Source organism: Pseudomonas sp. ArH3a, assembly GCF_022648765.1.
GTDB lineage: Bacteria > Pseudomonadota > Gammaproteobacteria > Pseudomonadales > Pseudomonadaceae > Aquipseudomonas.
The window spans coordinates 3,879,372-3,906,062 of the sequence record NZ_CP080330.1 but is presented as its reverse complement, the minus strand read 5'-3'; the positions used below and the strand labels follow the sequence as shown (position 1 = coordinate 3,906,062).

General features: G+C 61.2%; 24 protein-coding genes and 2 pseudogenes. 14 read left to right on the top strand and 12 right to left on the bottom strand.

All coding sequences use genetic code 11. The annotated features are described in order from the left end of the window. Positions 1-13 precede the first annotated feature (13 nt). The gene (locus K0P33_RS17910; protein WP_242150169.1) at positions 14-1,837 is read right to left on the bottom strand and encodes a serine hydrolase domain-containing protein; all 1,824 of its coding nucleotides are present in this window, start codon (positions 1,835-1,837) and stop codon (positions 14-16) included. Between the two features lie 94 nt (positions 1,838-1,931). After that, on the bottom strand, positions 1,932-2,420 hold the full coding sequence (locus K0P33_RS17905; RefSeq protein ID WP_242150166.1) for a GFA family protein: 489 nt from the start codon (positions 2,418-2,420) through the stop codon (positions 1,932-1,934). Positions 2,421-2,511: 91 nt separating this feature from the next. On the opposite strand from K0P33_RS17905, the gene K0P33_RS17900 reads away from it, so the two are divergent. The 4 genes from K0P33_RS17900 to K0P33_RS17885 are packed head-to-tail and all read left to right on the top strand — an operon-like array spanning position 2,512 to position 8,755. After that, positions 2,512-3,633, top strand: a complete 1,122-nt coding sequence (locus K0P33_RS17900) for an AAA family ATPase (RefSeq protein WP_242150163.1) — start codon at positions 2,512-2,514, stop codon at positions 3,631-3,633. Then, the gene (locus K0P33_RS17895) at positions 3,630-4,076 is read left to right on the top strand and encodes a hypothetical protein (RefSeq protein WP_094953171.1); all 447 of its coding nucleotides are present in this window, start codon (positions 3,630-3,632) and stop codon (positions 4,074-4,076) included. The genes K0P33_RS17900 and K0P33_RS17895 overlap by 4 nt, the downstream gene beginning before the upstream one ends. Continuing rightward, complete coding sequence (locus K0P33_RS17890) at positions 4,063-5,868, top strand: hypothetical protein (protein WP_242150159.1); 1,806 nt, start codon at positions 4,063-4,065, stop codon at positions 5,866-5,868. Before K0P33_RS17895 ends, K0P33_RS17890 begins: the two co-directional genes overlap by 14 nt. Continuing rightward, positions 5,861-8,755: a bpX6 domain-containing protein gene (locus K0P33_RS17885; protein ID WP_242150156.1), complete on the top strand. Its 2,895-nt coding sequence runs from the start codon at positions 5,861-5,863 to the stop codon at positions 8,753-8,755. Before K0P33_RS17890 ends, K0P33_RS17885 begins: the two co-directional genes overlap by 8 nt. A 6-nt stretch (positions 8,756-8,761) precedes the next feature. Here the strand turns inward: K0P33_RS17885 and K0P33_RS17880 are convergent. Then, positions 8,762-8,911: pseudogene (locus K0P33_RS17880) on the bottom strand (LysR family transcriptional regulator); the annotation flags it as partial. Between the two features lie 12 nt (positions 8,912-8,923). On the opposite strand from K0P33_RS17880, the pseudogene K0P33_RS17875 reads away from it, so the two are divergent. Then, positions 8,924-9,097, top strand: a pseudogene (locus K0P33_RS17875) (hypothetical protein); the annotation flags it as partial. Here the strand turns inward: K0P33_RS17875 and idi are convergent. Next, positions 9,067-10,614: an isopentenyl-diphosphate Delta-isomerase gene (gene idi / locus K0P33_RS17870; protein WP_242150153.1), complete on the bottom strand. Its 1,548-nt coding sequence runs from the start codon at positions 10,612-10,614 to the stop codon at positions 9,067-9,069. The pseudogene K0P33_RS17875 and the gene idi overlap by 31 nt on opposite strands. 365 nt (positions 10,615-10,979) lie before the next feature. Between idi and K0P33_RS17865 the strand changes: the two genes are divergently transcribed. Continuing rightward, entirely contained in the window at positions 10,980-11,888 is a 909-nt protein-coding gene (locus K0P33_RS17865; RefSeq protein WP_242150150.1) for a polyprenyl synthetase family protein, read from the top strand. Positions 11,889-11,937: 49 nt separating this feature from the next. Here K0P33_RS17865 and ampC read toward each other — a convergent pair whose 3' ends face one another. Continuing rightward, entirely contained in the window at positions 11,938-13,092 is a 1,155-nt protein-coding gene (ampC, locus tag K0P33_RS17860; RefSeq protein ID WP_094953556.1) for a class C beta-lactamase, read from the bottom strand. 128 nt (positions 13,093-13,220) lie between these two features. Between ampC and K0P33_RS17855 the strand changes: the two genes are divergently transcribed. Then, positions 13,221-14,111: a LysR family transcriptional regulator gene (locus tag K0P33_RS17855; RefSeq protein ID WP_242150147.1), complete on the top strand. Its 891-nt coding sequence runs from the start codon at positions 13,221-13,223 to the stop codon at positions 14,109-14,111. A gap of 76 nt (positions 14,112-14,187) precedes the next feature. Beyond that, positions 14,188-15,372, top strand: a complete 1,185-nt coding sequence (locus K0P33_RS17850; RefSeq protein ID WP_094953558.1) for a DUF2252 family protein — start codon at positions 14,188-14,190, stop codon at positions 15,370-15,372. A gap of 59 nt (positions 15,373-15,431) precedes the next feature. On the opposite strand, the gene K0P33_RS17845 is transcribed toward K0P33_RS17850, so the two are convergent. From K0P33_RS17845 to K0P33_RS17835, 3 genes are all read right to left on the bottom strand, one after another. After that, on the bottom strand, positions 15,432-15,614 hold the full coding sequence (locus K0P33_RS17845) for a hypothetical protein (RefSeq protein ID WP_242156163.1): 183 nt from the start codon (positions 15,612-15,614) through the stop codon (positions 15,432-15,434). Positions 15,615-16,744: 1,130 nt separating this feature from the next. Then, positions 16,745-17,632 (bottom strand): YghX family hydrolase, encoded by an 888-nt coding sequence (yghX, locus tag K0P33_RS17840; RefSeq protein ID WP_094953559.1) that lies wholly within the window; start codon positions 17,630-17,632, stop codon positions 16,745-16,747. Between the two features lie 44 nt (positions 17,633-17,676). Then, the gene (locus K0P33_RS17835) at positions 17,677-18,171 is read right to left on the bottom strand and encodes a PaaI family thioesterase (protein WP_242150144.1); all 495 of its coding nucleotides are present in this window, start codon (positions 18,169-18,171) and stop codon (positions 17,677-17,679) included. A gap of 135 nt (positions 18,172-18,306) precedes the next feature. On the opposite strand from K0P33_RS17835, the gene K0P33_RS17830 reads away from it, so the two are divergent. Beyond that, on the top strand, positions 18,307-18,861 hold the full coding sequence (locus K0P33_RS17830; protein WP_242150141.1) for a YceI family protein: 555 nt from the start codon (positions 18,307-18,309) through the stop codon (positions 18,859-18,861). On the opposite strand, the gene K0P33_RS17825 is transcribed toward K0P33_RS17830, so the two are convergent. Beyond that, on the bottom strand, positions 18,858-19,748 hold the full coding sequence (locus tag K0P33_RS17825) for a DMT family transporter (RefSeq protein ID WP_094953562.1): 891 nt from the start codon (positions 19,746-19,748) through the stop codon (positions 18,858-18,860). The genes K0P33_RS17830 and K0P33_RS17825 overlap by 4 nt on opposite strands. 89 nt (positions 19,749-19,837) lie before the next feature. On the opposite strand from K0P33_RS17825, the gene K0P33_RS17820 reads away from it, so the two are divergent. Next, a complete protein-coding gene (locus K0P33_RS17820; RefSeq protein WP_094953563.1) occupies positions 19,838-21,163 on the top strand; it encodes a PLP-dependent aminotransferase family protein in 1,326 nt (441 codons plus the stop codon). A gap of 16 nt (positions 21,164-21,179) precedes the next feature. Here the strand turns inward: K0P33_RS17820 and K0P33_RS17815 are convergent, their stop codons facing one another. Then, positions 21,180-21,611, bottom strand: coding sequence for a nuclear transport factor 2 family protein (locus K0P33_RS17815; RefSeq protein ID WP_242150138.1), 432 nt, complete (start codon positions 21,609-21,611; stop codon positions 21,180-21,182). 256 nt (positions 21,612-21,867) lie between these two features. Here K0P33_RS17815 and K0P33_RS17810 point away from each other — a divergent pair, with 256 nt between their 5' ends. The 3 genes from K0P33_RS17810 to K0P33_RS17800 are packed head-to-tail and all read left to right on the top strand — an operon-like array spanning position 21,868 to position 23,298. After that, positions 21,868-22,086 carry a DUF6434 domain-containing protein gene (locus tag K0P33_RS17810; RefSeq protein ID WP_094953564.1) on the top strand — a complete coding sequence of 73 codons (219 nt, stop codon included), beginning with the start codon at positions 21,868-21,870 and terminating at the stop codon, positions 22,084-22,086. Continuing rightward, a complete protein-coding gene (locus K0P33_RS17805) occupies positions 22,083-22,553 on the top strand; it encodes a RidA family protein (RefSeq protein WP_094953565.1) in 471 nt (156 codons plus the stop codon). The genes K0P33_RS17810 and K0P33_RS17805 overlap by 4 nt, the downstream gene beginning before the upstream one ends. A 7-nt stretch (positions 22,554-22,560) precedes the next feature. After that, the gene (locus K0P33_RS17800; RefSeq protein WP_094953566.1) at positions 22,561-23,298 is read left to right on the top strand and encodes a CPBP family intramembrane glutamic endopeptidase; all 738 of its coding nucleotides are present in this window, start codon (positions 22,561-22,563) and stop codon (positions 23,296-23,298) included. A gap of 280 nt (positions 23,299-23,578) precedes the next feature. On the opposite strand, the gene K0P33_RS17795 is transcribed toward K0P33_RS17800, so the two are convergent. Next, the gene (locus tag K0P33_RS17795) at positions 23,579-25,288 is read right to left on the bottom strand and encodes an amidase (protein WP_242150135.1); all 1,710 of its coding nucleotides are present in this window, start codon (positions 25,286-25,288) and stop codon (positions 23,579-23,581) included. Between the two features lie 55 nt (positions 25,289-25,343). Further along, a complete protein-coding gene (locus K0P33_RS17790) occupies positions 25,344-26,132 on the bottom strand; it encodes a helix-turn-helix transcriptional regulator (RefSeq protein ID WP_242150132.1) in 789 nt (262 codons plus the stop codon). An 83-nt stretch (positions 26,133-26,215) separates the two neighbouring features. Here K0P33_RS17790 and K0P33_RS17785 point away from each other — a divergent pair, with 83 nt between their 5' ends. After that, positions 26,216-26,521, top strand: a complete 306-nt coding sequence (locus K0P33_RS17785) for a DUF2834 domain-containing protein (RefSeq protein ID WP_242150129.1) — start codon at positions 26,216-26,218, stop codon at positions 26,519-26,521. Positions 26,522-26,691 lie beyond the last annotated feature (170 nt).

Here is a 26,691-nt window from a genome sequence, read left to right as displayed (position 1 = left end):
GGGTTCGTCCATGTTAGAAATCCAGGCGGTTGTGGGGCGAGTGGGTACGTTTGAAGGAATAGCCCGAAGCGCTCAGGCCATTGACCTGGCGGCTTACGGTGTCGCCCAGGCCGTAGCCGTTGCCGGCCAGGACTGCGTGGGCGTTGTCGACGGGGAGCAGGATGTAGTCGGTCAGCGGCTCGTCGTGCAAGTGGCCGCGAATCACCAGGAAGCCTTCTTCGAGGCGCACGCTGATGCCGCTCAAAGGCGCGTCGGGCTCGTGGGTGTTGAGCACTTGATACGTGCCGATGGTGTCGGCCCAGGCCAGGGGCAGCGGCGGCGGGTCAATACGCTCGCCAATAGCAATGCGCTGGCCGTGGCTGCGGGCGGTGAGCATCTGGCGACCCTGCACCGTGACCACATCGAGTTGCACGCGGCCCAGGTCGCCGAGGTCCTTGAACCACAAGCCGAGGACCTTTTTCTGCGCCCGCAGCCAGCCGGAATCGTCGCGCAATAACTCGAAGTCGAACCCGGCCAACTCGCCGGCCAGCCGGTTGTTCTCATCCTTGATGCGGAACACGCCCCAGGCCGTGGCATAAAACCCGGCCAGGCGCTTGCGGTCGACGGCCGCCGGCACGTGGCGCAACTTGAGCCCATGGCTGGGTACCTGGCAGTCGTCGGCGCACACCGCTTCGCCGGTTTGCGCCTGCAGCAACAGGCGCAGCGCGTCGGTGGCGAGGCGGGCGACCAGTTCTTCGGCGTTACTGTCATTGGCCATGATGATCACGGCCAGTTGCTGGTCCGGCAGCACGCTCAACTGCGCGGCAAAATCGTCGCCACCGCCGCTGTGCTGATAAGTGCGCACACCGGAGCCCACCGGCTCATCGCCGCACGGCGCGAGGAACCAGCCCAGGCCCATCTGGCAGTCGAAATCCAGTGCGTTGCCGGTATTTTGTTGGGTGAACATCGCCTCAATCGACGCGTTGCCCAACACCCGGTTGCCTTTGTAGAGGCCTTGGGCGAACAGCATCTGCACGTAGTGGCTCAGGTCTTTCGGGCTGGCCCACAAACCAGCGGCGGCGAGGTCACGCACCTGGGCGTCGGTGCTCGCCACGCCGTCCTCGTAGCCCAAGGCGCGGAAGCTCAGCTGTGTACCGGTGCCGACAAAACTCGACTGGCTCATCTCCAGCGGCTTGAGCAGGCTGGTTTGCATCTGCGCTTCAAAGCTTTTGTTGCTGACCCGCTCAATGGCCGCGCCCACCAGCGAATAACCGAGGTTGGAATACGCCACTTGCGAACCGGGTTGGCTGCTCAGCCAGACGCCGGACACGCGCATCGGCATCTGGCCCATGGCGAAGGTGCTGCGCAGGTCACGCAGGTGTTCACTGGGCAGGCCGGACTGATGGCTGAGCAAGCGGCGCAGGGTGATATCACGGTCGGCGGCGTCTTGGTCGCTGTGAAAGCGCGAACGCACGTAGAACTCGCGCAAGGTCTGCTGGATCGGCGCATCCAGCGCCAGACGCTGCTGCTCAACCAACTGCAACGCCGCCGTGGCGGTGAGCAGTTTGGAAATGCCGCCGGCACGGAACGCCGTGTTCGGCGTCACCGGCACACCCTGGGCCTTGTCGGCCATGCCGAAACCGCGCGCCCAGATCAGCTCCTGGCCATTGACCAGCGCAATCGACAGCCCGGGCACATTTTCCCGCGCCATCTCCTGTGGAATACGCGCTTGCAGGTAACGAATGATCGCACCGTAATCACCCTTGGGAATCGGCGGCGGGGCAGGCGGTTGCCCATGGCAACCGAGACTGCCCAGCAGGCAACCCAACAGCGGAATACCGCGCAATGTGCGAAACATGAAGAGCACCCGGATGGTGATTTGGATGCTCGAATGCTAGGGCGCAGCTGACCAACAATCTTTGAGAGCTTTGTCGAGAAACTGTCAAAGACTGTTAACGCGCCAGCCCTAAGCGTTCATGCCAGTGGGCGATGGACGCTTCGGGGTATTCATCGAACTGCAAGTCGCCTTTGCACACGCTGACCTCGACCCACGGCGCCTTGGAACCGAGCATCAGGTGCGTGTGTTCCGGCGGCACCGGCAAGGGTGTGTCGATGGCTGAGGCAAACGGGTGAATCAGCTCCGGCCACTGCGGGCTGAACAGCCACAAGGCGCTGCCGCACTGCGAGCAGAAATGCCGTTCGGCGGTGCTCGCATGCGCGCGGCTGGCGCCCTCGGGCTTGAGCCTGGCGTGGTAGATCGAGATCTGCCTGCGACCTTGTACCTTCAGGGTTTGCGTATCACCGGCAAGGTTGATCGCATAACCGCCGCCGCCTTGGGTCTTGCGGCAGATCGAGCAGTAGCAACGTTGGTAGGGATAGGGATGCTGGCTGTTTAGGCTGAATGTGACGGCGCCGCAATGGCAGGATCCTTCGAGTTGCATGAGCTGACTCCTCAAGGCAGGTTGTAACAACGCTTTGCTAATACCTTAGCCTCAGGCAAGATTCTCCGCTTTGGTTTCAGGGAAGACACCCATGATTGCTCACTTGCAAAGCGCTGCCACGCAAATCCGCCACGCTGTGCGTATGGCGACCGAGGGGTTGGTCGGGCGCGAGCAATTGGCCGAGCTGATTGTGCTGGCAGCGGTCGCCCAGGAGCACATTCTGGTGATCGGTCCGCCCGGCACGGCCAAGAGCGCCGTAGTACGCCGTGTGGCGCAGTCCATGGGTGGGCGCTACTTTGAGTACTTGCTGGGGCGCTTCACTGAACCGTCGGAGCTTTTCGGTGCCGTGGACCTGAAAAAACTGCGTGAAGGCACGGTCGAAACCGATGTCAGCGGCATGCTTCCGGAGGCCGATATCGTGTTTCTCGATGAGGTCTTCCTGGGCTCGACCGCCATTCTCAATACCTTGCTGGGCGTTCTCAACGAGCGCCGCTTTCGCCGTGGCCATACCCAAATCCAATGCCCTTTGCGGGTGTGCGTCGGGGCTGCCAACGGCTTGCCGGACGATGAAGCACTGGCGGCATTTGGCGACCGCTTCCTGTTGCACTTGTTTGTTGAGTCGGTGCCGGACAATCAACTGGAAGCGATGCTCGCGGGCGGTTGGCAGTCGGAGCAGCGGCCGGTGCAACAGTTGCTGGGGTTGGCCCAGTTGGACACGCTGAGCCAAGCCTTGAAAAACGTCGACCTGGGCGCCGTACGTCCGGCCCTGGCCCAGGCGATTCGTCGTCTGCGCGAAGCCGGCATCCAGCTGTCGGACCGCCGCATCGTCAAGTCCCAACGGCTGATCGCGGCCGCTGCGTTGCTGGGCGGGCGGCTGCAAGCCAGCGACGCTGATCTCTGGCCACTGCTGTATGTGCTACCGACCAAGGAAACCCAGCAACATGGCCGCGAGGTGCTGCGGGACCTGTTTGCCGCGTCCAGCAACAGCCATTTGTTCAGCGCGGTCGAAGAGGCCACCCTGCAACCGATGGCGCGTTTGAATCGCTTGCTTGAAACCGCACAAGACTACCTGGCACGTAGCGAGCCGCCAGCCAGCCCGGCGCTGGAAAGCCTGTTGCGCGAAATCGATGCCAACTTCAATAGCCAGACCCTGCCGGAACCCTTGCAGCACGTACGCGGCCAACTGGCCCGATTGCTGACGCCGACGCCATGATTGCTGGCACGCAGACCTGGGCCTGGCGCCCGCGGCAGCTGCCCGCGGACCCTCAGGCGGCGGTGGCCTGGGGCGATGCCGCACGCCGCTTGCAGGCGCGCTTGCTGTTGCTTGCCGATGAACAGGCTTCGCGCTTGCACGCCACCGCCAGCGGCGACGTATTGGTGGTGACCGGGGCGGCGGTTGATTTGCCTTGGGTCGATGGCGTGGAATACGCCGCAGCGCACCCCGGCGCGCCTGGCGTGTGGCTGCCCACCAGTTGGGAACCGACAGTACCGGTGGACCTGCTCGGCCAGACGCTGTCGGCGCGTTTCAAGCGCTCGCCCTTGCTGTTGTGGCGCGAACCGCCAGCGGTGGTGCCGCTGGATCGCCTGTTGCCGGTGTCTGTCGAGCATCTTCAGCGGATAGCGACTTACTGGGGAGCAAGCGATGCAACTGCCTGAAGCCCTGCAACCCTGGCGCCAATGGCTGGTGTGGTTCGCGCCGCAACATCTGCCGTTGTTCGCCGACCTGCTGGGGCGCCTCAACCCGGTACTTGGGCCACTGCGCGGCATGCAGCAGGGCGGTGTGCCAGAGCCTGACGGCCTGGGTGATCTGCAACGGCGTGGTCCTTATGAACGCCTGCTCTCCAGCGAATGGCTGTTGGCTGACGAAGTGCCCGATGAGTTCATGCGTCGGGCCGTCGGCGGCGAACATATGTTCCTGGCACCGCAGTACCGCGCCCGCGAAGCTAATCGCCTGATTGTCGTGCTGTTCGACGCAGGCCCGTCGCAATTGGGCGCCGCGCGGTTGGTGCATATCGCCTTGCTGATGCTGTTGGCCCGGCGTGCCGAGGAGTCGGGGGCGCAGTTGCGCTGGGGCATCCTGCAAGGCACGCCGGTGTTGCATGAATTCGATAGCCCGGCGCAGCTCAAACGGTTGCTCAAGGCGCGCACCTATGAAAGTGTCGCCCCGGCGCACTGGCACGCCTGGCATGAATGGCTGGCCGCGCAGGGCGAGACGCTGGGTGAGTGCTGGACAGTCGGGCATCGATTGCCCAAGGACGCAAGCCAGACCTGTACGCATCGGGTGCAGGTGCAGCGCAGCCTGGATGGGCGCAGCCTGTCTTTTGAGTTGCAGGCCGGGTCGGTACGGCGCGTGCTGCTGCCCATGCCGGATGAAGGGCGCGCGGCGCAACTGCTCACAGGTCAGTTCGACGATGAACTCCAGGCACCGCCGTCGAAGCTCGCACGTGCGGTGCCACGGGTAGCGTTGACCTTGCCGCCCGTGATCTCCAGCGCCGGTAACCATGTGGCGCTGCGCCTGCTCGATGAGCCGGGCATGGTGGTGATCAAGCTGCCGCACAAGAACCAGAAAAAGTCCCTGGAGGTTCGACGCCGTCTGTGGGGCAAGCATCAGCGCGTGTTGAGCACCACCTTTCACCATCGCAGCCTCGGTGCCGTGTTGAGCGATAACGACAGCCTGACGTTCTGGAACATCCCCGGTATGGCCACCGTCGACAAGCCCGCCCGTGAACAGCTGCAACTGCCACCGGGCACCGCGACGTTCCTGCCGAGTGTCTGGCTGCACAGCCAGAACTCAGTGCGTGTCTACCTGCTCGATAGCCAGGGACGGCTTGCCTACTGGAAGTCGCGTCAACTCTGCCAAGTGGCGGACGACGTGCTGAGCTTGGTGCAGGTCGACCCCATGACCATCGCCTATGCGCGCAGCGAAGGCGGGCAGATCGTCGCGTATTCGGGGTCTGCCGACGGTTTACGCGCCAATGGTCATGCTGTCGGCTCGGCAGCGGGCGTCAGCCAAGTGCTGTTGGCCGCCAACTTTTACTGGCGGCAGTACTGCGGCGGTTGCGCGCTGCTGACCACCCAGGACGGTAATCAAAGTTGGCGCCTGGTCACCCATGAAAGCTTTCCGGCCAAGCACGAACAGATCGACTTGGCGCCGGGCTGGAAAGCCATCGGCCTGCACCATGCGTTCGGCCAACGGCAGCTCTACTCACTGGTGCTGCTGGGGCCGAACCAGCACAGCGTCGGGCTGTACATCGAGGGGCAACAGCGCAATTTGTTTACCACCTCGGCGCCGATTGCCCGCGCGAGCTTTTGCCCTATGAGCGGCTTGATCGCCGTATTGACCACTGACCGGGAATTACTGGTTTACTCGCTTGCCGAGCGCGCCATGCGCCTGCAAGTGATGTGCAACCAGGCACCGCAGCTCACTCAGGAAGGTGCCAATGCTTGAGCCAGAACGGATGCTGATTCGCCGCCCGCTACTGACCGGGCACCAACAGATTGATGGCCTATGGTTTGCCGGCGAACGCTTTGATGAAGGCGAGCGCCGGCGCTTGATCCTCGACTATTGGCAAACCGACGCGCGTGCCTATCGCTTTGCCGACGGCGACTTGCTGCAGTTCCACACACCGTGCCCGGTGCACTGCGAAAGCCTGCATGGCTGGCCGCTGATCCGCCAGGGCCGGGGCTTGTCGTCTGCCGCGTTGCACCCCGATGAACTGCAAGGGCTGGCCGCTGCCGACCTGTGGCTGGTACGCGGCAGTCAAGTCGACGGCCTGCAATTGCGCGATGCTCACGTGCTGACGCCTGGGCTGTGGCTCGACATCAGCACCTACACGCTGCTCGATACGTTTGACTGCCATACCCCGTTGCCTGCCACGGTGCCGGACGCGGTGGTCACCGACCTGCGCGAAATCCTTGGTGGGCCACTGGAGCCCGTCAGCCCGGAGCGTGAAGCGGTGATGCAAGCGCTGCTGGAGCGCCAGCGTCACACGTCGAGTACAGGGGCTGGCGCCAGCTCGTCGTCTGCGCAAAACAACGCGACTCCCGCCCGCGAAGTCTCATCCCCGGTGCTGAAAATCGTGATTGGCTTGGTGCTGGTGGGAGGGTTGATCCGCCTCTTCGGCCACAGCGCGCCCGCAGCCGCGCTGGCCGCGCGCGCACAGTCGTTCAGCGGTATGCTCCTGAGTGCCATGATCTGGATGGTTGTGATCACCGCGTTACTGTACGGGTTGAACCGCTTCCTGCATCGTGGCGCGTCGGCACCCGCCAAAGCCGCGCCTAGGCCGGTTGCCCCTGCATCTGCTAGCCCAGGCATCGCTGCGCGTGCCACCCCGCGCAGGCACAAACCTGCCGCGTGGCGCCGGCTGTTGACTCGGCTGACCCAGCATTCCCAGCTCTCCAAACTGTATGGCAAACGCCAGGCCGCCTACATGCAGCGCATGTTGGAGATGTTCGAAGAGGGCAACTTCGAAGAAGCCTTGCGCCACGCGATCCCCTTGAACAGTGGGGCGTCCAGCGGTGAACAGAGCTTTGGTACACCCCAGCGCCGCGAGGACCTGAACCTCAGTCAGCAGGACGGCCCGGCGCGTTCGATGCTGTTCGAAGAAGACTTGGCTGAGCACTTGCGGCAGGTGTATCGCCAGACCTTTGAACGCTTGGACCGTGCCGGTCGTATAGAAGAAGCGGTGTTTGTCCTCGCCGAATTGCTCAAGGAGCGTCAGCAAGCCCTCGATTATCTGGAGAAACATGCACGCTATCAGCAGGCCGCTGACCTGGCCCTTGCATGGGACATGCCGCCTGCGGTGATCGTGCGTCTGCTGTGCCTGGCCGAGCAGTGGCAGCGCGCCGTGCTGGTGGCGCGGCGCGACAATGCTTTCGCCGATGCCGTGGTGATGCTCCAAGCCAAGTCGCCGCAAATCGCCGACCGCCTGCGTCTGGAGTGGGCTGAGTCATTGATCGCCAAAGGCTTGTGGCTGCAAGCGGTCGACGTGATTTGGAGCCTTCCCGCAGAACGCCCACGTGCCGCGCAATGGTTGCTGAATGCCGAGGCCGCCGGCGGGCGCCTGGCCATTGGCGCACTGGTCAAACGCGCCATCCTGTTGCCCGAGACCCTGCATGCTTACGGGCCATGGGTGGAGCAATTGCGTGACGACCCCGAGCGTGCCGGCGAGCGAGCCGCTTTGGCGCAGGCCTTGTTGCTGCACAAGTCGAACACTACCGCCCTGGCCTGGCTGGCAGGTGCCACCGTGCACGCGATTCTTGCCGATCAATTCAGCGCTCAAGGGCAGCTGACGCACAATCAGCTACAGGCGCTGGTCAAGATGAGTCAGGACAAACTGCTTCAGGCGGACTTGCCTGGCCACGCCCTGAAGCGTGCAGCGGTGGTCTCCCTGGACCGCTTGGCCGACACCCGCGAGTGGTCAGCGCCCGCCGCAGGCAATCGGCCCCTATTCGACGCGGTACCCTTGGACGATGAGCGTTACCTGGTGGCGCTGGGCGAGGCGGGAGTCATGGTGCTGGATGCAACGGGCGCGACGCTGTTTCACTTTGCGGTGCCGGCGCAGAAGATCGTCATTGCCCATAGTCGCCAGGTGGCCTTGGTGCTGATCCGGCGCGGATCGGTATGGCGTATCAGCAAACTGGACCTGGTGAACCGCGTCGCCAAAGACCTCGGTGTACTGGCCATGGATGTATTTTCAAACGAGTTTGATGGCTGCAACTGGACCATCGGCAAAGGCCAGCAGTTACGCGTGGTGGATGTTGACCGTGGCCTTGAAACGCTCTGGCATGTGAGTGACCTACCGGAGTCGGTACGTGCCATCAACGTGGATGAATACAACGAATACCTGTGGTTGTCAGCACCGGGCGGGTGCCTGATGCTTTGGCATTATCGTCTGCCGGAGCGGCGCCTGGTCAGCCGCGAAAGCGCGTTTGACATCGTGCAGACGGACTTCCAGGTTCCCAGTGCCACCGCTGAATCGGCGCAGTATCGGATCAAGCACGACGATGGAATACCCACGCTGGTACTTAAGCAGCACGGGGTTCGAAAGCGCTACAGGCTGCCCGGCAACTTGCCGGACGAAGAATGGGATGAGTCTGTCAACCCGTTCCTATTTGAGGACTGGTTGCTGATCAGTTATCGGGTTGAGGAGCAGGACACGTGCTGGCACGTTATTCACCGTGCCAGCGATCGGCTTTGCGTCACTTTGCACTGGCCGCAATCACCGGCCCAGCTTCGCCGCCTGGGAGCTGATCTGTTGCTGTTCGATGGGCAGGGACGGCTGAGCCATATCAATATCGATAACGCCAGCCAGCGCAACATCAGCCTGCACTGAGTGTGTCGGCATCAAGGTGGCGATCAACGCCCGAAGGGTGCCGGGCAGTGCTTCCAGTTCGCGCACCAGGATACTGCGCTCGCGAATCGCCCAGGGCTCATCGCGTTTTACCGCCACCCGTTGCAGGGTGCGGTTGTGCCGCACGGCGGCGGACTCGGCATTCGTGGCGTTGGCCAGACCATCCGTGCGGCGTTGCCGTGGCTGATGATCTTGCGGGTATTCCTGATTATGGTGACCTGCCTGCCGTTTATTTCGCTGGCCTTGCCGCACTGGCTGGGGATGTACATGCAGACACTTTGTGGGCGCAGTGGTTACTGGCCCTTGAAGCGTATTTCTCGATAGCGTGGCACTGTCAGGTGCCAGGCGATGTTGCCGCGCCATTGATTATGCAGCGCTTGGGCGCAAATCATCGCTTGCTCCTGAGCCCGCACTTCATAGCCCAACGCTGCCAGGCGCTCGGGTAGCACAGCCTGAGCCCGCGTGAACTGCGTGGCCCACTGTTCAATGCGTTGCGACACCTCGTTCGCGGCTTGCGTCGCGCTAAGACCTTGGGTGTGCCTCAGGTGAGTGAGCAGGTTGTAGATGTCTTCATCAGGGTTTTCCATGATCCGAAACGACAGCAAGTCGTTAACGGCCTTCAGTAAGTTCAAGGTCAGGCTGCGCAGTTCCTGCCAGGGTTGGCTGTAGTAAAGCGCTGACGATAACTGAATGTTTTGCACCAGGTAGGTGAACTCAAGGCAGACTTGAAAACCGCCGGCGGTTTGCCAAAGCGTTTCATAACCTTCCACACCCGGCTGTGTGTGGTTGATGCGGTGCATCAACGCGGTGGTGGAGGGCGCCAGGTACGATGAGTATTGCTCGGCAACGCGCTGTTTCCACAATGGAGGCATCAGGCGTGACGCGCGCCGGATGATATCTGCCAGCGCACGACCCAAGGGCTCTCGGTTCGTGGTGTCGCGTGTGAAGGCAGTGGTGTAAGTGCCGCGAATCAAGCGTTCGAGGGCTTCAGGCTCATGACGGTCCTCGTCGGCAAGGTTGCCCTGGCAGCAGAACCACCCCAAAAGGTCAGAAAGAATGATCAGTATTTCAAAGGGGGCATCACTCCACATGTAACCGGCATATTTGCTGGGAGCGTATATATCCAATCGGCGGGTAGTTTCGGGGGTGTCTTCCAACCCCATGGACTTGAGCCATTGACGAGTGTGCTGTTGGACCTGATCCGTAAAGGGGCTCAGGGGGTAAGTGGCTGTCTCAAGCCAGAGGGGTAAATGGAAGGGAGCAACCGACGGCGGGGTGTTAATCGGCGATGAGGGTGAGGGAGCGTGTTCTGATGAATCTGCCCACTTGGCTATCTCATTTAACCCGTAATGCTCAACCAGCGTGCGAAACCAAATCGTGAAGGTATCGGGTGCGTTATCCAGCTCATCCTGCAACGCGAGAGGGTGTACCCAACGCCAAGCCTTGGCTTCATCAGGGGCTGGAATGGGGGTCGCCTCACTGAAACCCACTAATACATGATCATATTCGTACTCCATCAACGCTCCCGGCACCTGTGCTTGATAGGTGAACGTGAAGCGCTCAGTCAATTCACAGGCCAGTCCCATCTCTTCCATCAGGCGACGTTTTGCGGCATCTAGTGTCTTTTCACCCAGCCGTGGGTGTCCGCAGCAGGTATTACTCCACAAACCAGGGGAGTGGTACTTGCCGTCTGCTCGTTGTTGCAGGAGTACGCGAGACTGTCGGTCGAATAGGAAGATCGAGAACGCACGGTGCAGCAAGCCTTCTTGATGCGCGCGCAGTTTTCCGGCAGTTCCTATTTGCTGATTGTTGAGGTCAACGAGTATCAGTAGATCTTCCATTGGGCAGTCGTCGGGCGAAATTGTAAGGTAACTTATAGTGCTGAATGGGGCGGCGAGGGTGGTTTTTTTGTAAACGTTTTAAGTGGCGAGGGTGTGGCTTTATAAACAGGGAGCGTCTTATGCTTTTTGTTGGTTTTCTCGGCTGCTTTAATTTCGTTAAAGTTGGTTGATAAGTTTAGAACGTTGCTAGCGTTGATTCAGTAGCAATGTAGTCCACGTAAAGCAGTGACCTGTGCTGTGTTGACGGTCTTTTACGCGTGAAAAAACACTGTGTAAAAAAGTGAGAGGGGACGCTCTCATACCTGTCAGCCAGCGAGGTCGTTGAGATGGTCAATTCCTGCTTGTCATTTGATAAGGCCTGGTACTTGAATGCCAAAGCCCAGTGGTCTGAGCCTTTCATGTATCAAGAACGTACACCTGGAAAGCTCGTGCGAACGGAGCTTGCGTGGGCGCTCTGCGCATTCTACGGCTTGCCTTGCGCCCAGGCGCACGTGTTGTGCGCTGCCATAGAGCGAATAAACCTGTCTTCATTGATACATGACGATCTGCTCGATGGGGACAGTTTGCGCCGTGGAATTCCAACGGTGTGGAAGCAATATGGCGCAGAGGTCGCGCTGGTGTCAGGGATGTACGGCTACTTGGATGGGCTGAGAGTGCTCGCTGAATTAAATGATATGAATATTGTGCGTGCCGGCATAGAGAGCCTTGAGTGCCTGCACGTCGGTCAATACCTCGATGCTCAAGTAAGTGCCGGTGAAAAGTTGCCCTCCCTGGAAGAGTATGGGTGCATTGCACAGGCCAATACCGGTTGTTTTTTCGTGGTTTTATTAAAAGCCTGCCAATGTTTAAGGCCGCTGGATATTGACACGTATAGTCTGCTCGAATCGATGATGCTTCTACTGGGTGTCTATTATCGCTACGTCAATGATTACTGCGATATTAATCATATTCCTCATTTTGAAAAGAAAGGCTTTGCGATGGATCTGGAAGGCGGCCCAAAATCGTTCTTGATGATTTTGGCAAATGCCCCATTGGTCAAGGGCGCATTAACGGCGGATCAAAAAAATCAAATTATTCGGGCCTTCGGGGAGGCGGGTGTATTCGACGCCGCTCTGGCGTTGATGGAGGAAACGTATGCACAGCTTCTAAGTTACTTAGACGCTGTGAGGCAGCGCGAGGGGGCGGCTAACATCAAAGTGTTGGAGGCGTTTTTAAGTAGTGTCCATTTTCAGCCGGGGCCGGATGACAATTACTACGCGCGCGTGCTGGCGTAGCGTCGTCGCGGCCACGTGTGTCCGCGACGGTCGGAAACAGGCGCGTCGCTTAGTGATCCATCGCACTCAAGATCGCATAAGCCACCTTGACCCGCTCAGCATTCGGGTAGTTCTTGTTCGCCAGAATGACCACGCCCATGTCCTTGCTTGGCACGTACACCACGTACGCGCCAAACCCGCCGGTTGAGCCGGTTTTGTTGTACAGCACATTGGCCGGTTGCGGCTGTGCCGGCGTCAGCCAATTGGCCTTGTGCGGCTCCATCGCCATGGGCGTGGAGTTGCCCTCCAGCAACGCTTGCAGCGTGATCGGGTAAGGGTAGCGCTCCCAACCCAGGCCCTGGGTCATGCCGTTCACGGTGTAGTAACCGGCGTGGGTCGCCGCGATGGCTTGTTGCAGCGGCTTATCCAAGGTTTCCGGGTGCATGTTCACCATCACGTAGTGAGCCAGGTCCTGGGTGCTGGTCTTGATGCCGTAGGCTTCGCTGTCCAGTGCGCCGGGGCTGACGCGTGTGGGTTTCAGATTCTTGTCGTAGCCTTGGGCGTACAGGCCGCGCTTGTCAGCAGGCACGCTGACGTGGGTGTTGTTCAAGCCCAGCTTGGGCAGCAGGGTTTTCTGCAAGGCAACGTTGAACGGCTGGCCAAGGCTTTGCGCCGACAGGTAGCCGAACAGCCCGATGCTCGGGTTGGAATACAGGCGTTGTGCGCCCGGCCCGTAAGTCGGTTTCCAGTGCTGGAAATAGCCGAGCATGGTCTCGGCGCTGTCGGCAGCATCCGGAAACTGCAGGGGCAGGCCGCCTGCGGTGTAGGTCGCCAGTTGCAGGAGGCTGATCTGGTCAAAGGCGCTGCCGGCCAGAACGGACAGGTGCTCGCTGGCCTTGTCCGAGAGCTTGAGCTTGCCGGTCGCCTGGGCATAACCGCCAAGGGTGGCGGTAAAGGTTTTGCTCACCGAGCCGATTTCAAACAGGGTGTTTTCGCTGACGGGCTGCTGGGTTTCCTTTGAGGCAGTCCCGTAGTTAAAGTATTGCGCCTTGCCGTTTTGTACGACAGCAACCGCGAGGCCCGGGATGGCCTGTTGTTGCATTAACGGTTTTACGCTGGCGTCTACCACGGCTTGCAGGTCGTTTGCGGCCAGGCAGTTGCCGGCGGCGAGCAATGCGGCCAGAGCCGTTAAATTACGTACTCCAAGCAAGGACAGTTGGGGCATGATGGTGCTTCCATGAGAAGATTCGATAGAATAAAGAGCCTGCGCAGGCGAGGCCAATGTAGGCAGTTTGCCGGCTGCGAACAAACGATGATATCTCGCACCAGCCATTAGAAAATTTAGGGTCAAGCATGCTGCGTTCCCACCTGCCGCTCAATGCCTTGCGCGCCTTTGAGGCGTCGGCTCGCCATTTGAGCTTCACCCGCGCGGCCATTGAGTTATGTGTGACCCAGGCGGCGGTCAGCCATCAGGTCAAAAGCCTGGAAGCCCAACTCAATGTCACGTTGTTCAAGCGCCTGCCACGCGGTTTGATGCTCACCAGCGAAGGCGAAACCCTGCTACCGGTGGTGCGCGAATCGTTTGATCGCATCGCCCAGACCCTCAGCCAGTTCGAAGGCGGGCATTACCGCGAAGTGCTCACCGTCGGCGCGGTGGGCACTTTTACCGTGGGCTGGCTGCTGCCGCGCCTGCCGGACTTTCAGGCGCGCTACCCGTTTATCGACCTGCGCCTGTCCACCCATAACAACCGCGTTGACGTGGCCGCCGAAGGCCTGGATTACGCGATCCGCTTCGGCGCCGGGGCCTGGCACGGCACGGATGCCTGTGAGCTGCTCGCAGCCCCGCTGACCGTGTTGTGTACACCCACGCTTGCCGAACAATTGCGCACGCCAGCCGACCTGTTGAAGCATACCTTGCTGCGCTCCTACCGCGCCGATGAGTGGACTCAATGGTTCCAGGCCGCCGGCCTGCCCGCTGACACCGTGGTGCCGCGCAGCATCGTGTTCGACTCGTCGCTGGCGATGATGGAAGCGGCGCTGCAAGGCATCGGCGTGGCGCTGGCACCGGCGATGATGTTCTCGCGGCAATTGGCTACGGATGCGATTCGCCAGCCGTTCGAGGTGGGCATCACCACCGGCAGTTACTGGCTGACACGCTTGCAGTCGCGGGTTGAAACAGCCGCCATGTTGGCGTTCAAGGGGTGGCTGGAGGAACTGTCGACAGCGCAGCGAAAACTGTCTTAATGCCACTATTTTGAAACAAAATGAAACATTCTCTCGGGAGTAGAGATCTACCCCATCTCCCGCACTGAGTTCATCCATGAAAACCCCGCGCCCCGCCGACCGCATGCCCCACCTCACGCAACTACGCAATTTGAAGATGGCACGCTCCGCCCATGCCTATGTGCGGGGCAGTACGGTGCAGTTTTACGAATGGTTGCACAGCCAGTCCGGCCGCCGCTTGCCCCATGGCCCGGCCATCTGGATCTGCGGCGATTGCCACGCGGGTAATCTCGGCCCGACCGGTGATACCAAAGGCCGTATCGACATGCACATCCGCGACCTCGACCAGACCGTGATCGGCAACCCGGCCCACGACCTGGTGCGCCTGGCGCTGTCCTTGGCCACCGCCGCACGCGGTTCGGACCTGCCAGGGGTGACCACCGCGCGCATGCTTGAAGAAATGATGGTCGGCTACGCGCAAGCCTTCAAAGACAAACCCGACGAAGCGCCGCCACGCCCCTCCCAAGTCAAGGCCGGTATGCGCAGCGCTGTGGAGCGCACCTGGAAAAACCTCGCCCGTGAACGCATCGAAAGTGCCCGGCCGACGATCCCGCTGGGCAAGCACTTCTGGTCATTGTCTCGGGCAGAGAAGGGCGCCTTGCAAACACTGTGCGCCTCCGATGACATCCACCAGTTGGTCACCTCACTCAAAGGCCGCCCCAAAGACGCCAAGGTTGAACTGCTGGACTCAGCCTATTGGGTCAAAGGTTGCAGCTCCCTGGGCTTGCTTCGCTATGCCGCGCTGCTGGGCGTTGGCGACAAGGAGGATCAGGAATATTGCCTGATCGACATTAAGGAAGCCGTCGGCGCCGCTGCACCGCGAGCGGCACGTGCGAAGATGCCCAGGGATAACGGGCGGCGAGTGGTGGAGGGCGCGCGTCAGCTTTCACCGAGCTTGGGCGAGCGCATGGTCGCGACGCGTTTTCTCGACCATGGTTTTTTCATTCGTGAATTGCTGCCCCAGGACATGAAGCTTGAGCTGGATGAACTCAGCGAAATCGATGCCATGCACGCCGCCGGTTACCTGGCCCGCGTGGTCGGCATCGCCCACGCCCGGCAGATGGACCGCGATACGCGCAAGCAGTGGATGGCGGTGTTGCAGGAGAACCGCTCGAAACAGTTGGATGCACCGTCGTGGTTATGGACCAGTGTGGTGCAATTGGTGGGCAGCCATGAGCAGGGGTATCTCAACCATTGTCGGCGGTATGCGTTGGAACATTGATCTGAAAAAAAGCGACTAACCAATGTGGGAGCGGGTGGTGTTGTGTCAGGGGTAGTGGCTTATGCCTTGGGTTGCAGGCAATCCAGTGCGCGGTCGGCCAGTGTGCGGGCCATGTCGATCAGGTGTTCGGTGGCACCGGCCATGTGGCGTTGATCGCCGGTCAGGCCTTGGAGGGTGTCGGCGGCGGTGGCTGCAGCTGCAGCACAGCGCAGTAGGTCGCAGACCTGATGTCGTTTCCACACGACAAATATGGATTGCTGGCCTTTAATAACGCATGTCGACCGAGCGTCACAGATCAAATGTGGGAGCTGGCTTGCCTGCGATAGCGCCGGGCCGGCCAGCATATTTGTCACTGCAAGACCGCCATCGCAGCATAGGTATCTACACATCTTTTTATGGGTTGAGTTCTTTGGTTGTCGCGGGGGCGCGGGGTACATATCCGTTATTTGGGTAACGGCTGCTATGGGTTCCGCTCTTACAGCGGGTCACTTTTGGAAAAGAGCCCCAAAAGTAACCAAAAGGGCTCTTGCCCCACCACTCGGCACCTCGCTTAGGCTCGGTGTGCCCTCACTTCGGCTTTGGACCGTGGGCCGCCGCCATGGGCCATCCTTGGCCCATCGCGGCTAAACCGGCGTCCTGCCGGTTTACCCACGCTCCAAAGCCTGCGTTCGGCCAGCGTGGTTTAACGGGGCGCCTAAGATCAAGATCAAAAGCAAGAGCACGGCGGCCTAGTAGCCGACCTGAGTGGTTAGATCAAAAGCACGGCCGAGGCGGCCTGACAGCCGACCTGATATTTGAAACTGAACTCAATCTAATGTGGGAGCTCATTACATCAGCTGGATAGGGTGGTGCTCTGCTTCTGCTTCTGCTTCTGCTTCTGCTTCTGCTTCTGCTTCTGCTTCTGCTTCTGCTTCTGCTCTGCTTCTGCCTTGCTTTTGCTTCTACCACTCAGGTCGGCTACTAGGCCGCCGTGCTCTTGCTTTTGATCTTGCTTTTGATCTTGATCTGAGGCGCCCCGTTAAACCACGCTGGCCGAACGCAGGCTTGAATCCGTGGGTAACCCGGCAGGACGCCGGGTTAGCCGCGATGGGCCAAGGATGGCCCATGGCGGCGGCCCACGGATTCAAGCCGGAGTGAGGGCATGCCGAGCCTAGGCGAGGTGCCGAGTGGTGGGGCAAGAGCCCTTTTGGTTACTTTTGGGGCTCTTTTCCAAAAGTGACCCGCCGTAAGGGCGGAACCCTACGAAGCCGTTACCGCAGCAACGGATATGTACTCAATCTACCTAAACCATCGCAGGCTAAAAGCAACACAAAAAGTTGCGTAGATACCCATGGCCATCGCAGGCAAGCCAGCTCCCACAGTTAGATTTGGGCTAGGCCAGGTATTTGTGAAACCAGCCGAGGGTTCTTTCCCACGCCAGATTCGCCGCCGCCTCGTCATATCTCGGCGTCGAATCATTATGAAACCCATGGTTGGCGCCCTTGTAGATAAACGCCTCATACGTCGTACCCGCCGCCTTCAACGCCTTCTCATAAGCAGGCCAGCCTTCGTTGATCCGCGTATCCAACTCGCCGTAGTGCAGCATGATCGGCGCCTTGATGCGTGGCACGTCCTTGGCTTCCGGCTGACGCCCGTAGAACGACACCGCCGCGCCCAATTCGGGGTAGGCCACCGCTGCCGCATTGGTCACGCCGCCGCCGTAGCAGAAGCCGGTAATCCCGACTTTGCCGGTGCTGTTGTCGTGGTGCATCAGCCATTCGATGGCGGCGAAGAAGTCGTTCATGAGTTTTTCGGGGTCGACTTTCTGTTGCAGTTCCACGCCTTTTTCATCGTTGCCGGGGTAGCCGCCCACGGAGGTCAGGCCGTCCGGCGCCAGGGCGATGAAGCCGGCTTTGGCCAGGCGCCTTGCCACGTCTTCGATGTAGGGGTTCAGGCCACGGTTTTCGTGGACCACCACCACGGCCGGCAGTTTGCCGCTGGCTTTGGCCGGGCGCACCAGGTAGCCGCGCACTGTGCCGTTGCCTTTGGGCGAGGGGTAGGTGATGTAGTCGGCGATGATGTCGGGGTCGGTGAATTTGACTTGTTCGGCCAGCGCGTAGTTGGGGCTCAGGGCCGCCAGCAGCGCGGAGGCGGTGAGGCCGCCGAAGGTGAACAGCGCTGCGCGGTCTAGAAATTCGCGCCGGTTGAGCTTGCCGTGGGCGTAGCCGTCGTAGAGTTCCAGCAGTTCGGGGGCAAAGTCTTTCGCGGTGAGACGAGTCATCGGTGCATTCCTCGATTAGCGGTGCCAGTCAATGTAGACCAGGATCAGCGCACGCGGCCATGGGCGGAATCTGACAGTTGCCGGGTGTCGACGCGCACGAACACCGAGTCGCCGATGGCGGTGAGCACGTCTCCGGCGTACACCTCGCAGACCACGCGGCTTTTACGCCCCACTTCGCCCTCCACCCGCGCGCGCAGGCTCAGCGTTACGCCCATGGGCGTGGGTTTGATGAATTTGATGCCCAGGTTGCCGGTGACGCAGTCGATGCGCGGCAGGCTGCCGGGTTCGCGCTGCTCGGCGCGATAGTGGTAGGCCATGGCGGTCCAGTTGGAGTGGCAGTCCACCAGCATGGCGATCAGGCCGCCGTAGACCAGCTCGGGCCAGCCGCTGTATTTGGCCTCGGGCTGATGCTCGGCGATGACATGGACGCCATCGGCATACCAGCGGCTCTTGATATGCAGGCCATGCGGGTTGCTGCCGCCGCAGCCGTAGCAAATGCCTTCGGGGGCGGTGGTGTCCTGCAGGGAAGGGGTGTGCATGCAAAGTCCTTATTGTTTCTTTTGGCGACTACTCTGTTTAGCAGGGCACGCACCGAAAGGGAATAAATCCATACCGTGGCGTGTTAGCTCAGCACGTTTGTCCTTTGTTTTGCGGAGTGTTCCATGAAGTGTCGAATGTCCCTGGTCGTCCTGCTGGCCCTCGTCTCTGGTTGGTTTGCCAGCGCCCAGGCGGTGGAATACAAAGACGTTAACCGTACGGCCAGCCAGATCAGCTTTACCTTTCAGCAGTTCGGGCAGCGGGTGTACGGCACCTTCAGCGACTTTGAGGGCACCCTGAGCTTCGATACGCAAAAGCCCGAAGCGGCGCGTGCGTTGCTCAAGATCCAGCTCGCCAGCATCGATGCCGGCAGCCAGGACGCCAATACCCAGTTGCAACAGGCCGCGTGGTTCGACACCGCGACCTATCCGGTCGGTGTGTATGAATCCAGCGGCGCCACGGCGCTGGGTAATAACCGCTACAAGATCACCGGCAACCTGACGATCAAGGGCATTACGCGGCCGGTGGATATCACGGTGTTGCTCAAGGAGCAAAGCGGCATCGGTGTGTTCGACGGTGAGTTCGTGCTCAAGCGCGCCGACTTCAAGATCGGCGAGGGCGAGTGGGCGGGCAACAGCGTGGTGTCCAACGACATCAACATCAAGTTCAAGATGGTCGCGCCGCAACGCTAGCGTGCGAACCTTTTTGCCCCTGCCACGCAGCCGATCACCGCAACGGTTACCAGCAGCATGCCCAGGCTGACCTGCTCATGCAGCAGGCCCGCCGCTAGCGCCAGGCCAAAGAACGGCTGCAGCAGTTGCAACTGGCCGACGGCGGCGATGCCACCCTGGGCCAGGCCGCGGTACCAGAACACAAAACCGATCAGCATGCTGAACAACGACACATAACCCAGGCTCAGCCACGCTGGCAGGCTGATGCCGGTCAAGGTCGCGGGCGCCAGGATCAGGCTCAACGGCGCCACCACCGGCAACGACACCACCAGCGCCCAGCAGATCACCTGCCAACCGCCCAGGCTGCGCGACAACTTGGCGCCCTCGGCATACCCCAAACCGCACACCAGCACCGCCAATAACATCAGCACGTCACCGGCGGGCGCGGCGCTCAAGCCTTGGGCAACGGCATAGCCCATCACCAGCAGGCTGCCGAGGATAGAAAACAACCAGAACACCGGGCGCGGCCGCTCGCCGCCACGCAGCACGCCAAACACCGCCGTGGCCAGCGGCAGCAGGCCGATAAACACGATGGAGTGGGCAGACGTCACGTATTGCAGCGCCAGCGCTGTGAGCAATGGGAAGCCGATGACCACGCCGAACGCGACGATTGCCAGCGGCGCCCATTGGCCGCGCGCGGGGCGTTTCTCCCGGAACAGCCACAGCAGGCACAGCCCCAGCGCAGCGGCGAGGGTGGCGCGGATCATGGTCAGGAACACCGGGTTGAATTCCATCACCGCCAAACGTGTGGCCGGCAGCGAGCCGCTGAAAATCACCACGCCGATAAAGCCGTTGATCCAACCTTGGGTGCTGCTGTCGAGGGTGTTGAGGCGTGAGGTGCGTTCCATGAGGGCGTGCTCGAAAAGGATAAGTTGCGTTTGGCCATCCTAGGATTGAAGATTAAGACAATCAAAAAATTGTCATGGATACATCACCGATGCCACGCGCCCGCTACAAGTCGTTGGTCGACACCTACGCCGAGGACATCCGCAGCGGCGCACTGGCGCCCGGCACACGCTTGCCCACCCACCGGCAATTGGCCGCCGACCACGGCCTGGCGCTGGTCACCGCCAGCCGGGTGTACACCGAGCTTGAGGCCATGGGCCTGGTCAGTGGTGAAACCGGGCGGGGCACTTTTGTGCGTGAGATTTCGTTACCGCCGGGGCAGGGCAGTGGGCAGATGAGCGTCGCAACCGGCATGCTCGACCTCAACTTCAACTACCCGTCGTTGCCGGGCCAGGCCGATCTGTTGCGCACGGCTTTGCGCCAACTGGCGCTGTCGGGCGACCTCGACGCCTTGCTGCGTTACCAGCCCCACGCTGGCCGCCTGCACGAGCGCGCGGTGGTGGCGCGGCACCTGTTGAGCCGGGGCCTGAGTGTTGAGGCCGAGCAGGTGCTGGTGGTCAGCGGCGCGCAGCATGGGCTGGCGGTGACCATGATGGCGTTGCTCAAGCCTGGGGATGTGGTCGCCGTCGATGCACTGACCTATTCAGGCTTCAAGGTGCTGGCCGAAACCCTGCACCTGGAAATCGTCGCCATCCCGGTCACTGCCGGCGGCCCGGACCTGGACGCACTGCAACGCCTGTGCAGCAAGCGCCCGGTGCGCGCGGTGTACAGCATTCCGACCTTGCACAACCCGTTGGGCTGGGTGATGAGCCTGGCGCAGCGCGAGCAACTGGTCAGCATTGCCCGTCAGCACCACCTGATAATCATCGAGGACGCGGCCTACGCGTTTCTGGCCGCAGAGGCACCGCCGCCACTGGCGACCTTGGCGCCTGAGTGCACGGTGTACGTCGGCGGGTTTTCCAAGAGCGTCGCCACCGGCTTGCGCGTGGGGTTTGTTGCAGCGCCGGCGCCGTGGGTAAAGAAGCTGGAACGCACCATCATGGCCACCACTTGGAACGTGCCCGGGGTGATGAGCGCGCTGGCCGTGGCCTGGATCGAGGACGGCACCGTCGCGCAGTTGGAAGCGCAAAAACGCCAGGATGCCCAGGCGCGGCAGGCCTTGGCGGCGCAGGTGCTCAAAGGCGTGGAGTACATCAGCCACCCGTCATCGTATTTTCTGTGGTTGCCGCTGGGGGAGGACGCGCGGGCTGATCAGGTCGCCATGGTGTTGCAGCGCGAGGGTATTTGCGTGTCCACCGCCGAGCCGTTTACGGTGTCGGCGATCGTGCCGCATGCGTTGCGGTTGGCGCTGGGCTCGGTGGACATGGCGGCGCTGCGTGAGGCGCTGGTGACGGTGCGCGAAGTGGTGCGGTGGTGAGCCGCACCGATGGCGATCAGTACTTGTAAGCCTGGCGCCCGATCAGCAGCCATTGGCCTTTTTGCTTCTGCCAGACCTGGAAGTTGTCGATGTCGGTGGGCGTGTCTACGCCGCTGTTCACCGCCAGCGCGTGAAAGTGGTTGCGCACCAGGGCGGTGTCGCCGTCCAGGGTGATGGTCTGGTTCTGCATTTCGAGGGTCTTGAAGGCGCTGGTGTGGGTTTCAAGGTCCGCGATAAATTGCGCTTTGTTCTGCACCTTGCCGCTGGAGTGGCCGTAGGTGAGTTTGTCGGAGGTCAAGGCGTGAAGCTGTTTGAGGTCCAGGTGCAGCATGGCTTGGGTCAGTTGGTCGACCGCTTGGGCCACATCCTTCTCGGCGGGGGCAGGCGCAGCTGCGACGCAGCCGGTAAACAGGCACAGAAAACCGATCAGCACTTTGACGTTTGGCATGGGTGCTTCCTTATTGTTGTTAGGGGCGAACACGACAATTTAAGTTGTCGTACAACCATGCAATATTTCGAGCGGTGAAGGAAAGTGAAAATTTGAAATATTTGAAAGTGATGGGCTAAAAGGCATTTTAAGAGCCTGTTGCCCTTGTACGATATCCCAACACATTGGGTGGGTTTCAAGGACTGATCTTGCCGCTTCCTGCCCAAGTAGCACATCGCTATGCTACTGCCGAAACAACAATCGCCCGGTGAACACTATGGATTTTGACTGGCACAGCGACCCCATCACCCGCGCTACGCCCGTGACGCCACACTACAAAAATACCCAGAACGTACGCCGCTTCATGCTTTTACACTGTGGCCCCGCGTTCAAGTTCGACCGGCCATTTATGGCCTGGATTCGCAACGACATTCCCAAGACCCTGGGCGATGTGGTGGTTGAGTGGCAACGTCGAAACGAGGACTCACGCCCATGACACGCGACGAAAAATACCAGGCCGCTCAACAGCGCATTGGCTATCAGCTGAACGAATTCAAAATCGGCGGCAACTACACGCCGTGGGTGCGCGAGGGCAACCACTTGTACATCAGCGGCCAGATTCCCCGTGTGGGAGACACCATCGTGCTGCCGGGCAAAGTCGGCGACAGCCTGACCCTGGCCCAGGCGCAAATCGCCGCCGGTATCAGCGCGCTGCGTTGCCTGGGCTTGCTCAAGCAGGCGCTGGGTTCGCTGGACCAGATCAAGGCCATCCCGCGCATCAACGTGTATGTGCGCAGCGCTGAAGATTTTGATCAGCAAAGTGAAGTGGCCAACGGTGCCTCGGACCTGTTGCACGAGATTCTCGGCAGCGCCGGGGTACATACGCGTACGTCGCTGGGGGTGATGCAGTTGCCGAAGTCGGCGGCGGTGGAGATCGACATGATTGCCGTGGCTCACGGTTGACTCGCACATGATCACTCAGGGCTTGGTGGTACTGATCAACTACGCCACCTACGTAGCGCCTGGGCTGGTGTTGTTTGGCGTGTGGTTTGCGCTGACGCCCAGGGTGCTGACTGCGATGCGCATCCTGATCTTGTTGGCGGCGTTCGTGTTGATGCGTGATGCAATGACGCCGATGGGCCTGTGGGCGCTCAGCCGCGAGGTGCAGATTGCATTCAGCGCCAATGCGTTTGTGCTGGCGGTACTGGGCGGGCTGTCGGTGTTGTTGATTATGCTGTTGGCACGCATCGCGCCGGAGTTGTGGCGGCTGGTGCGCTGGACCATCGGTAACCCGGTTGTTGGCCTGGGTGCAGGGCTGATAGTTGGCTGTTTGATCGGTGTGCCGCTGCGGGTTTACCAAGGCATCGAGGCCAGCGAGATCCATGGCTACTGGGTCTGGCTGCCGGGCATGGTGGTCTTGGCCTATGGCGCTAATGCATTGGAAGAGGTGCTGTTTCGCGGGTTCTTGCAGGGTTACCTGGAGCAACAACTGACACCATTGCGTGCGGCATTGATCAGCGGCGTAGCCTTTGCGGCCTGCCATGCATTCCTGGCACTGAGCGTGACCCAACTCGGCTGGCCGGTGTTGCTGTTCACCCTGATCGAAGGGTTGGCCTGCGCGCTGGTGCGCCTGCGTTATGGCGTACTGGCGGCGACCGCCACCCACGGCACGGCAATCTTGCTGATTGCCGTGCCCTACATGGCTTGAGTTGAAACACGGCAAAATCTGTGGGAGCTGGCTTGCCTGCGATAGCTGTCTTTCAGTGACAAATAGGCCGGCTGAGCCACCGCAATCGCAGGCAAGCCAGCTCCCACATTTGGACCGCGTTTAGCCTGCTACTGATCGCCGTACCCTGCATCACTTGATTTGAAACACAGGCCAATGTGGGAGCGGGCTTGCTCGCGAAGGCGGTGTGTCAGCCAATACATCCGGTGACTGACCCAGCGCTTTCGCGAGCAAGCCAGCTCCCACATTTTTTTGCCCGCGTTTATTCTGCTGTCAGCGGCGGCGTGCGCGGTGGGATCTGGCGTTTGCTGCCGGTGGCTTCATACGCGCACGCAAACCGCAGCAGCGCCGAGTCATCATAGGCACGCCCGGCGAAGGTCAGCCCCACCGGCATGCCGATGTCTGCCATCACGCCCATCGGCACGGTGACGGTGGGCACGCCCAGATGGCGAATCGCGAGGTTGCCGTTGGCCACCCAGACGCCGTTGCTCCAGGCAATGTCGGCGCTGGCTTCGTTAACATCGGCATCCGCCGGGCCAACGTCGGCCACGGTGGGGAACAGCACCGCGTCCAGCCCCAGCGTGTCCATCCAGTCTTCCAGGTCGATGCGCCGGGTTTGCTCCAGGCCACGCAGGCCATCCGGCACGGTGCTGATCTCGTTCCACGGCGTGATGCCGCGCTCGGCCATGCGCACGTATTCGTCCATGCCGGCGGCCAGGTCGTCTTCACGGTTGGGCAGGGTGCCGGGGTCGTGTGGGAAGATTTTCGGCCCGTCCACGTCAGCCAGGCGGTTCAGGTGCGGGTCGCCGTTGGCGCGCAGGAAGTCATCGAACGCCCAGGCCGACAGCTCCCACAATTCGTCGTGCAGAAATTCCTTAGAGACCAGGCCGCGGGTAAATACGGTCGGCGCGCCAGGGCGGTCGCCTTCGCAGTTGGACACCAGCGGGAAATCCACCTCGATCACTTCAGCCCCGGCGGCTTCCAGCGCCTGGCGCGCGTCCTGCCACAGGTCGATGACGCTGGCGCGGGTGTTGATCTTTTGCCCAGTCGGCCCGCCGATCCCAGGCTTTTCGCTGGTGCCGGCGTCGGGGTCGGCGTTGATGTACATGCGCGGCACGCCGAAACGTTTGCCAGCGAGGGATTCACTGCTCACCGCCAGCTCCGCATAAGACGCTGGGCGCACCGAAGCCACGCTGGGGATTGGCACCCAGGGTTGCAGGCGCCACAGGTCGCCACGGGTGTCGGGGTCGTCGGCGACCACCACGTCGAGTACTTCGAGCAAGTCGGCCATGGTGCGCGCATACGGCACCACCACGTCCATGGTTGGCGTCAACGGCCAGTTACCGCGCACCGAAATTACCCCGCGCGACGGCGTGTAGGCACACAAGCCATTGTTGGACGCGGGGCCGCGCCCGCTTGACCAGGTTTCTTCGGCCAGGCCGAAGGCGGCGAAGCTGGCAGCCGTTGCCGTGCCCGCGCCGTTGGAGGAACCGGAGGCAAACGGTGCGGTGAGGTAGCCGGCGTTATACGGGCTTTCTGCGCGGCCATACACGCCGCGCTGCATCCCGCCGTTGGCCATCGGCGGCATATTGGTCTTGCCCAGGCAGATGGCGCCGCCGGCGCGCAGGCGTTCAATGGTGAAGGCGTCACGCTGCGCCACCAGTTTGGCGAAGGCCGGGCTGCCGGAAGCTGCCGTCAGGCCCTTGACCAAATAGCTGTCTTTGGCGGTGTAGGGAATACCGTCCAATGGCCCCAAGGTTTCGCCTTTGGCCCGACGTGCATCGCACGCCTGGGCTTCTTTGAGCGCCTCGGGATTGCGCACCACCACGGCATTCAAGGCGGTGGCGGTCTGCGCGCCGTCATAGGCCTCGATCCGCGCCAGGTAAGCCTGGACCAGTTCTACGGCAGTGGTCTGGCCGCTTTCAAGTGCCGCGCGCAGTTGGGCAATGGAAACTTCAGTAACGTGCATCACGTGTTTTTCGCCGCCTTCAAGTTGGAGGTATGGCGGCAGTCTACGTACAGATATTTCACAAAACCAGCGCGGCATAATCCGCATAGCCAGCGCGCATCACTTGCCACGTGGGCTCGTCAGCCGGAATCAGATGTTCGATACGCAGCGAGGTGAGCGTGATGTCCTGGGGCATGCCGAACGTGGTGAAGGTCGACAAGAAGTTCAGCTCGCCCCGGCTTGAGCGGATACGCGTCAACACCAGTGGCGGCATGTCGATGGGCAGTTCGGTACGGGGCGGCGCCGGCAAACTCGCCAGCAACGCCGCCAGTGCCGGGTTGCCCAGAGCCTCGCGCGTGGCGCGTTGCCAGGCGACGGTGCGGATCTCTTCGGCGTTGATCAGGTGATCACCCAGGCCGCCGGTTTGCAGCAGGGTTGTCAGCAGGTTTAGCTCGTTGGCCGCATTCGCTTTGATCCCCACCAGCTCAAATAAAACGCAGGTACTGGCATTGGTGGCGAGGACTTCCCACTGGCTGCCCAGCAGAATCGCCGGGGTGGGGTTGTTGGCGTGCAACACGTGGCTGACCGCTTCACGAATGGCGGCCATGGCCGGTGACGCGAGCGGTGTAGCGGTGTAGCGCGGCGCATAACCGGCGGCGAGGAACACGCGGTTGCATTGCTCCAGCGGGGCGTCCAGGGCCGTGAGCAACGCATGCAACGTGCCCGGGCTCGGCTTGGCGCGGCCGGTTTCGATGCAGCTGAGATGGCGCTGGGAAACACCCGTGATCAAAGCCAGGTCCAGCTGGCTCAGTTGGGCGTGTCGGCGCAATTGGCGCAGGTGTTGGCCGGCAGTTGAAGGGGTATCCATGGCCAGATTATGACCTCCGAGGTCATTGCGAGAGGCGCAACCTTATCACTATGTTGAGCCTCGATCATTTCAAGGAAGGCACCATGCACAGACCCTATATCGCCTTGGCCGGCTTGCTGGGATTTTCGTTGTACACCCTGGTCACGATGCTCACCGCGCAGCAATCGCTGCTCGCGTTCGGGTGGGAACTGATGTCTCGGCCGGACACCGCGCAGGTGGTGATCGACCTGTATCTGATGGCGCTGCTGGCGTGTGTGTGGATGTACCGGGATGCGCGAGGGCGAGGGCGTTCGGTTGCCTGCGTGGTGCCGTACTTTTTGCTGACGGTGGTGTTTGTGTCGGTGGGGCCGTTGCTTTACATCGTCGTGAATGGGTACCGAGATGAATGAACGGCTGCATTCCAACCTTGAGGATTTCGATGTGGCGAGCGGGCGTGCCCTAATGCCGTTCAGTTAAGCGCAGCTCCCACATTTAATCTTCGCTGCTTTGGGCATTGCGTTCGCTTAACTGAACGGCATTAGGGCTTGCCCCGCGTTGGGCTGCGAAGCGGCCCTAAAAC

Bases quoted from the DNA above. Each gene is read 5' to 3' on its own strand.
- K0P33_RS17910 (WP_242150169.1), bottom strand. From the start codon at position 1,837: ATGTTTCGCACATTGCGCGGTATTCCGCTGTTGGGTTGCCTGCTGGGC.
- K0P33_RS17905 (WP_242150166.1), bottom strand. From the start codon at position 2,420: ATGCAACTCGAAGGATCCTGCCATTGCGGCGCCGTCACATTCAGCCTA.
- K0P33_RS17900 (WP_242150163.1), top strand. From the start codon at position 2,512: ATGATTGCTCACTTGCAAAGCGCTGCCACGCAAATCCGCCACGCTGTG.
- K0P33_RS17895 (WP_094953171.1), top strand. From the start codon at position 3,630: ATGATTGCTGGCACGCAGACCTGGGCCTGGCGCCCGCGGCAGCTGCCC.
- K0P33_RS17890 (WP_242150159.1), top strand. From the start codon at position 4,063: ATGCAACTGCCTGAAGCCCTGCAACCCTGGCGCCAATGGCTGGTGTGG.
- K0P33_RS17885 (WP_242150156.1), top strand. From the start codon at position 5,861: ATGCTTGAGCCAGAACGGATGCTGATTCGCCGCCCGCTACTGACCGGG.
- idi (WP_242150153.1), bottom strand. From the start codon at position 10,614: ATGGAAGATCTACTGATACTCGTTGACCTCAACAATCAGCAAATAGGA.
- ampC (WP_094953556.1), bottom strand. From the start codon at position 13,092: ATGCCCCAACTGTCCTTGCTTGGAGTACGTAATTTAACGGCTCTGGCC.
- K0P33_RS17855 (WP_242150147.1), top strand. From the start codon at position 13,221: ATGCTGCGTTCCCACCTGCCGCTCAATGCCTTGCGCGCCTTTGAGGCG.
- K0P33_RS17850 (WP_094953558.1), top strand. From the start codon at position 14,188: ATGAAAACCCCGCGCCCCGCCGACCGCATGCCCCACCTCACGCAACTA.
- yghX (WP_094953559.1), bottom strand. From the start codon at position 17,632: ATGACTCGTCTCACCGCGAAAGACTTTGCCCCCGAACTGCTGGAACTC.
- K0P33_RS17835 (WP_242150144.1), bottom strand. From the start codon at position 18,171: ATGCACACCCCTTCCCTGCAGGACACCACCGCCCCCGAAGGCATTTGC.
- K0P33_RS17830 (WP_242150141.1), top strand. From the start codon at position 18,307: ATGTCCCTGGTCGTCCTGCTGGCCCTCGTCTCTGGTTGGTTTGCCAGC.
- K0P33_RS17825 (WP_094953562.1), bottom strand. From the start codon at position 19,748: ATGGAACGCACCTCACGCCTCAACACCCTCGACAGCAGCACCCAAGGT.
- K0P33_RS17820 (WP_094953563.1), top strand. From the start codon at position 19,838: ATGCCACGCGCCCGCTACAAGTCGTTGGTCGACACCTACGCCGAGGAC.
- K0P33_RS17815 (WP_242150138.1), bottom strand. From the start codon at position 21,611: ATGCCAAACGTCAAAGTGCTGATCGGTTTTCTGTGCCTGTTTACCGGC.
- K0P33_RS17810 (WP_094953564.1), top strand. From the start codon at position 21,868: ATGGATTTTGACTGGCACAGCGACCCCATCACCCGCGCTACGCCCGTG.
- K0P33_RS17805 (WP_094953565.1), top strand. From the start codon at position 22,083: ATGACACGCGACGAAAAATACCAGGCCGCTCAACAGCGCATTGGCTAT.
- K0P33_RS17800 (WP_094953566.1), top strand. From the start codon at position 22,561: ATGATCACTCAGGGCTTGGTGGTACTGATCAACTACGCCACCTACGTA.
- K0P33_RS17790 (WP_242150132.1), bottom strand. From the start codon at position 26,132: ATGGATACCCCTTCAACTGCCGGCCAACACCTGCGCCAATTGCGCCGA.
- K0P33_RS17785 (WP_242150129.1), top strand. From the start codon at position 26,216: ATGCACAGACCCTATATCGCCTTGGCCGGCTTGCTGGGATTTTCGTTG.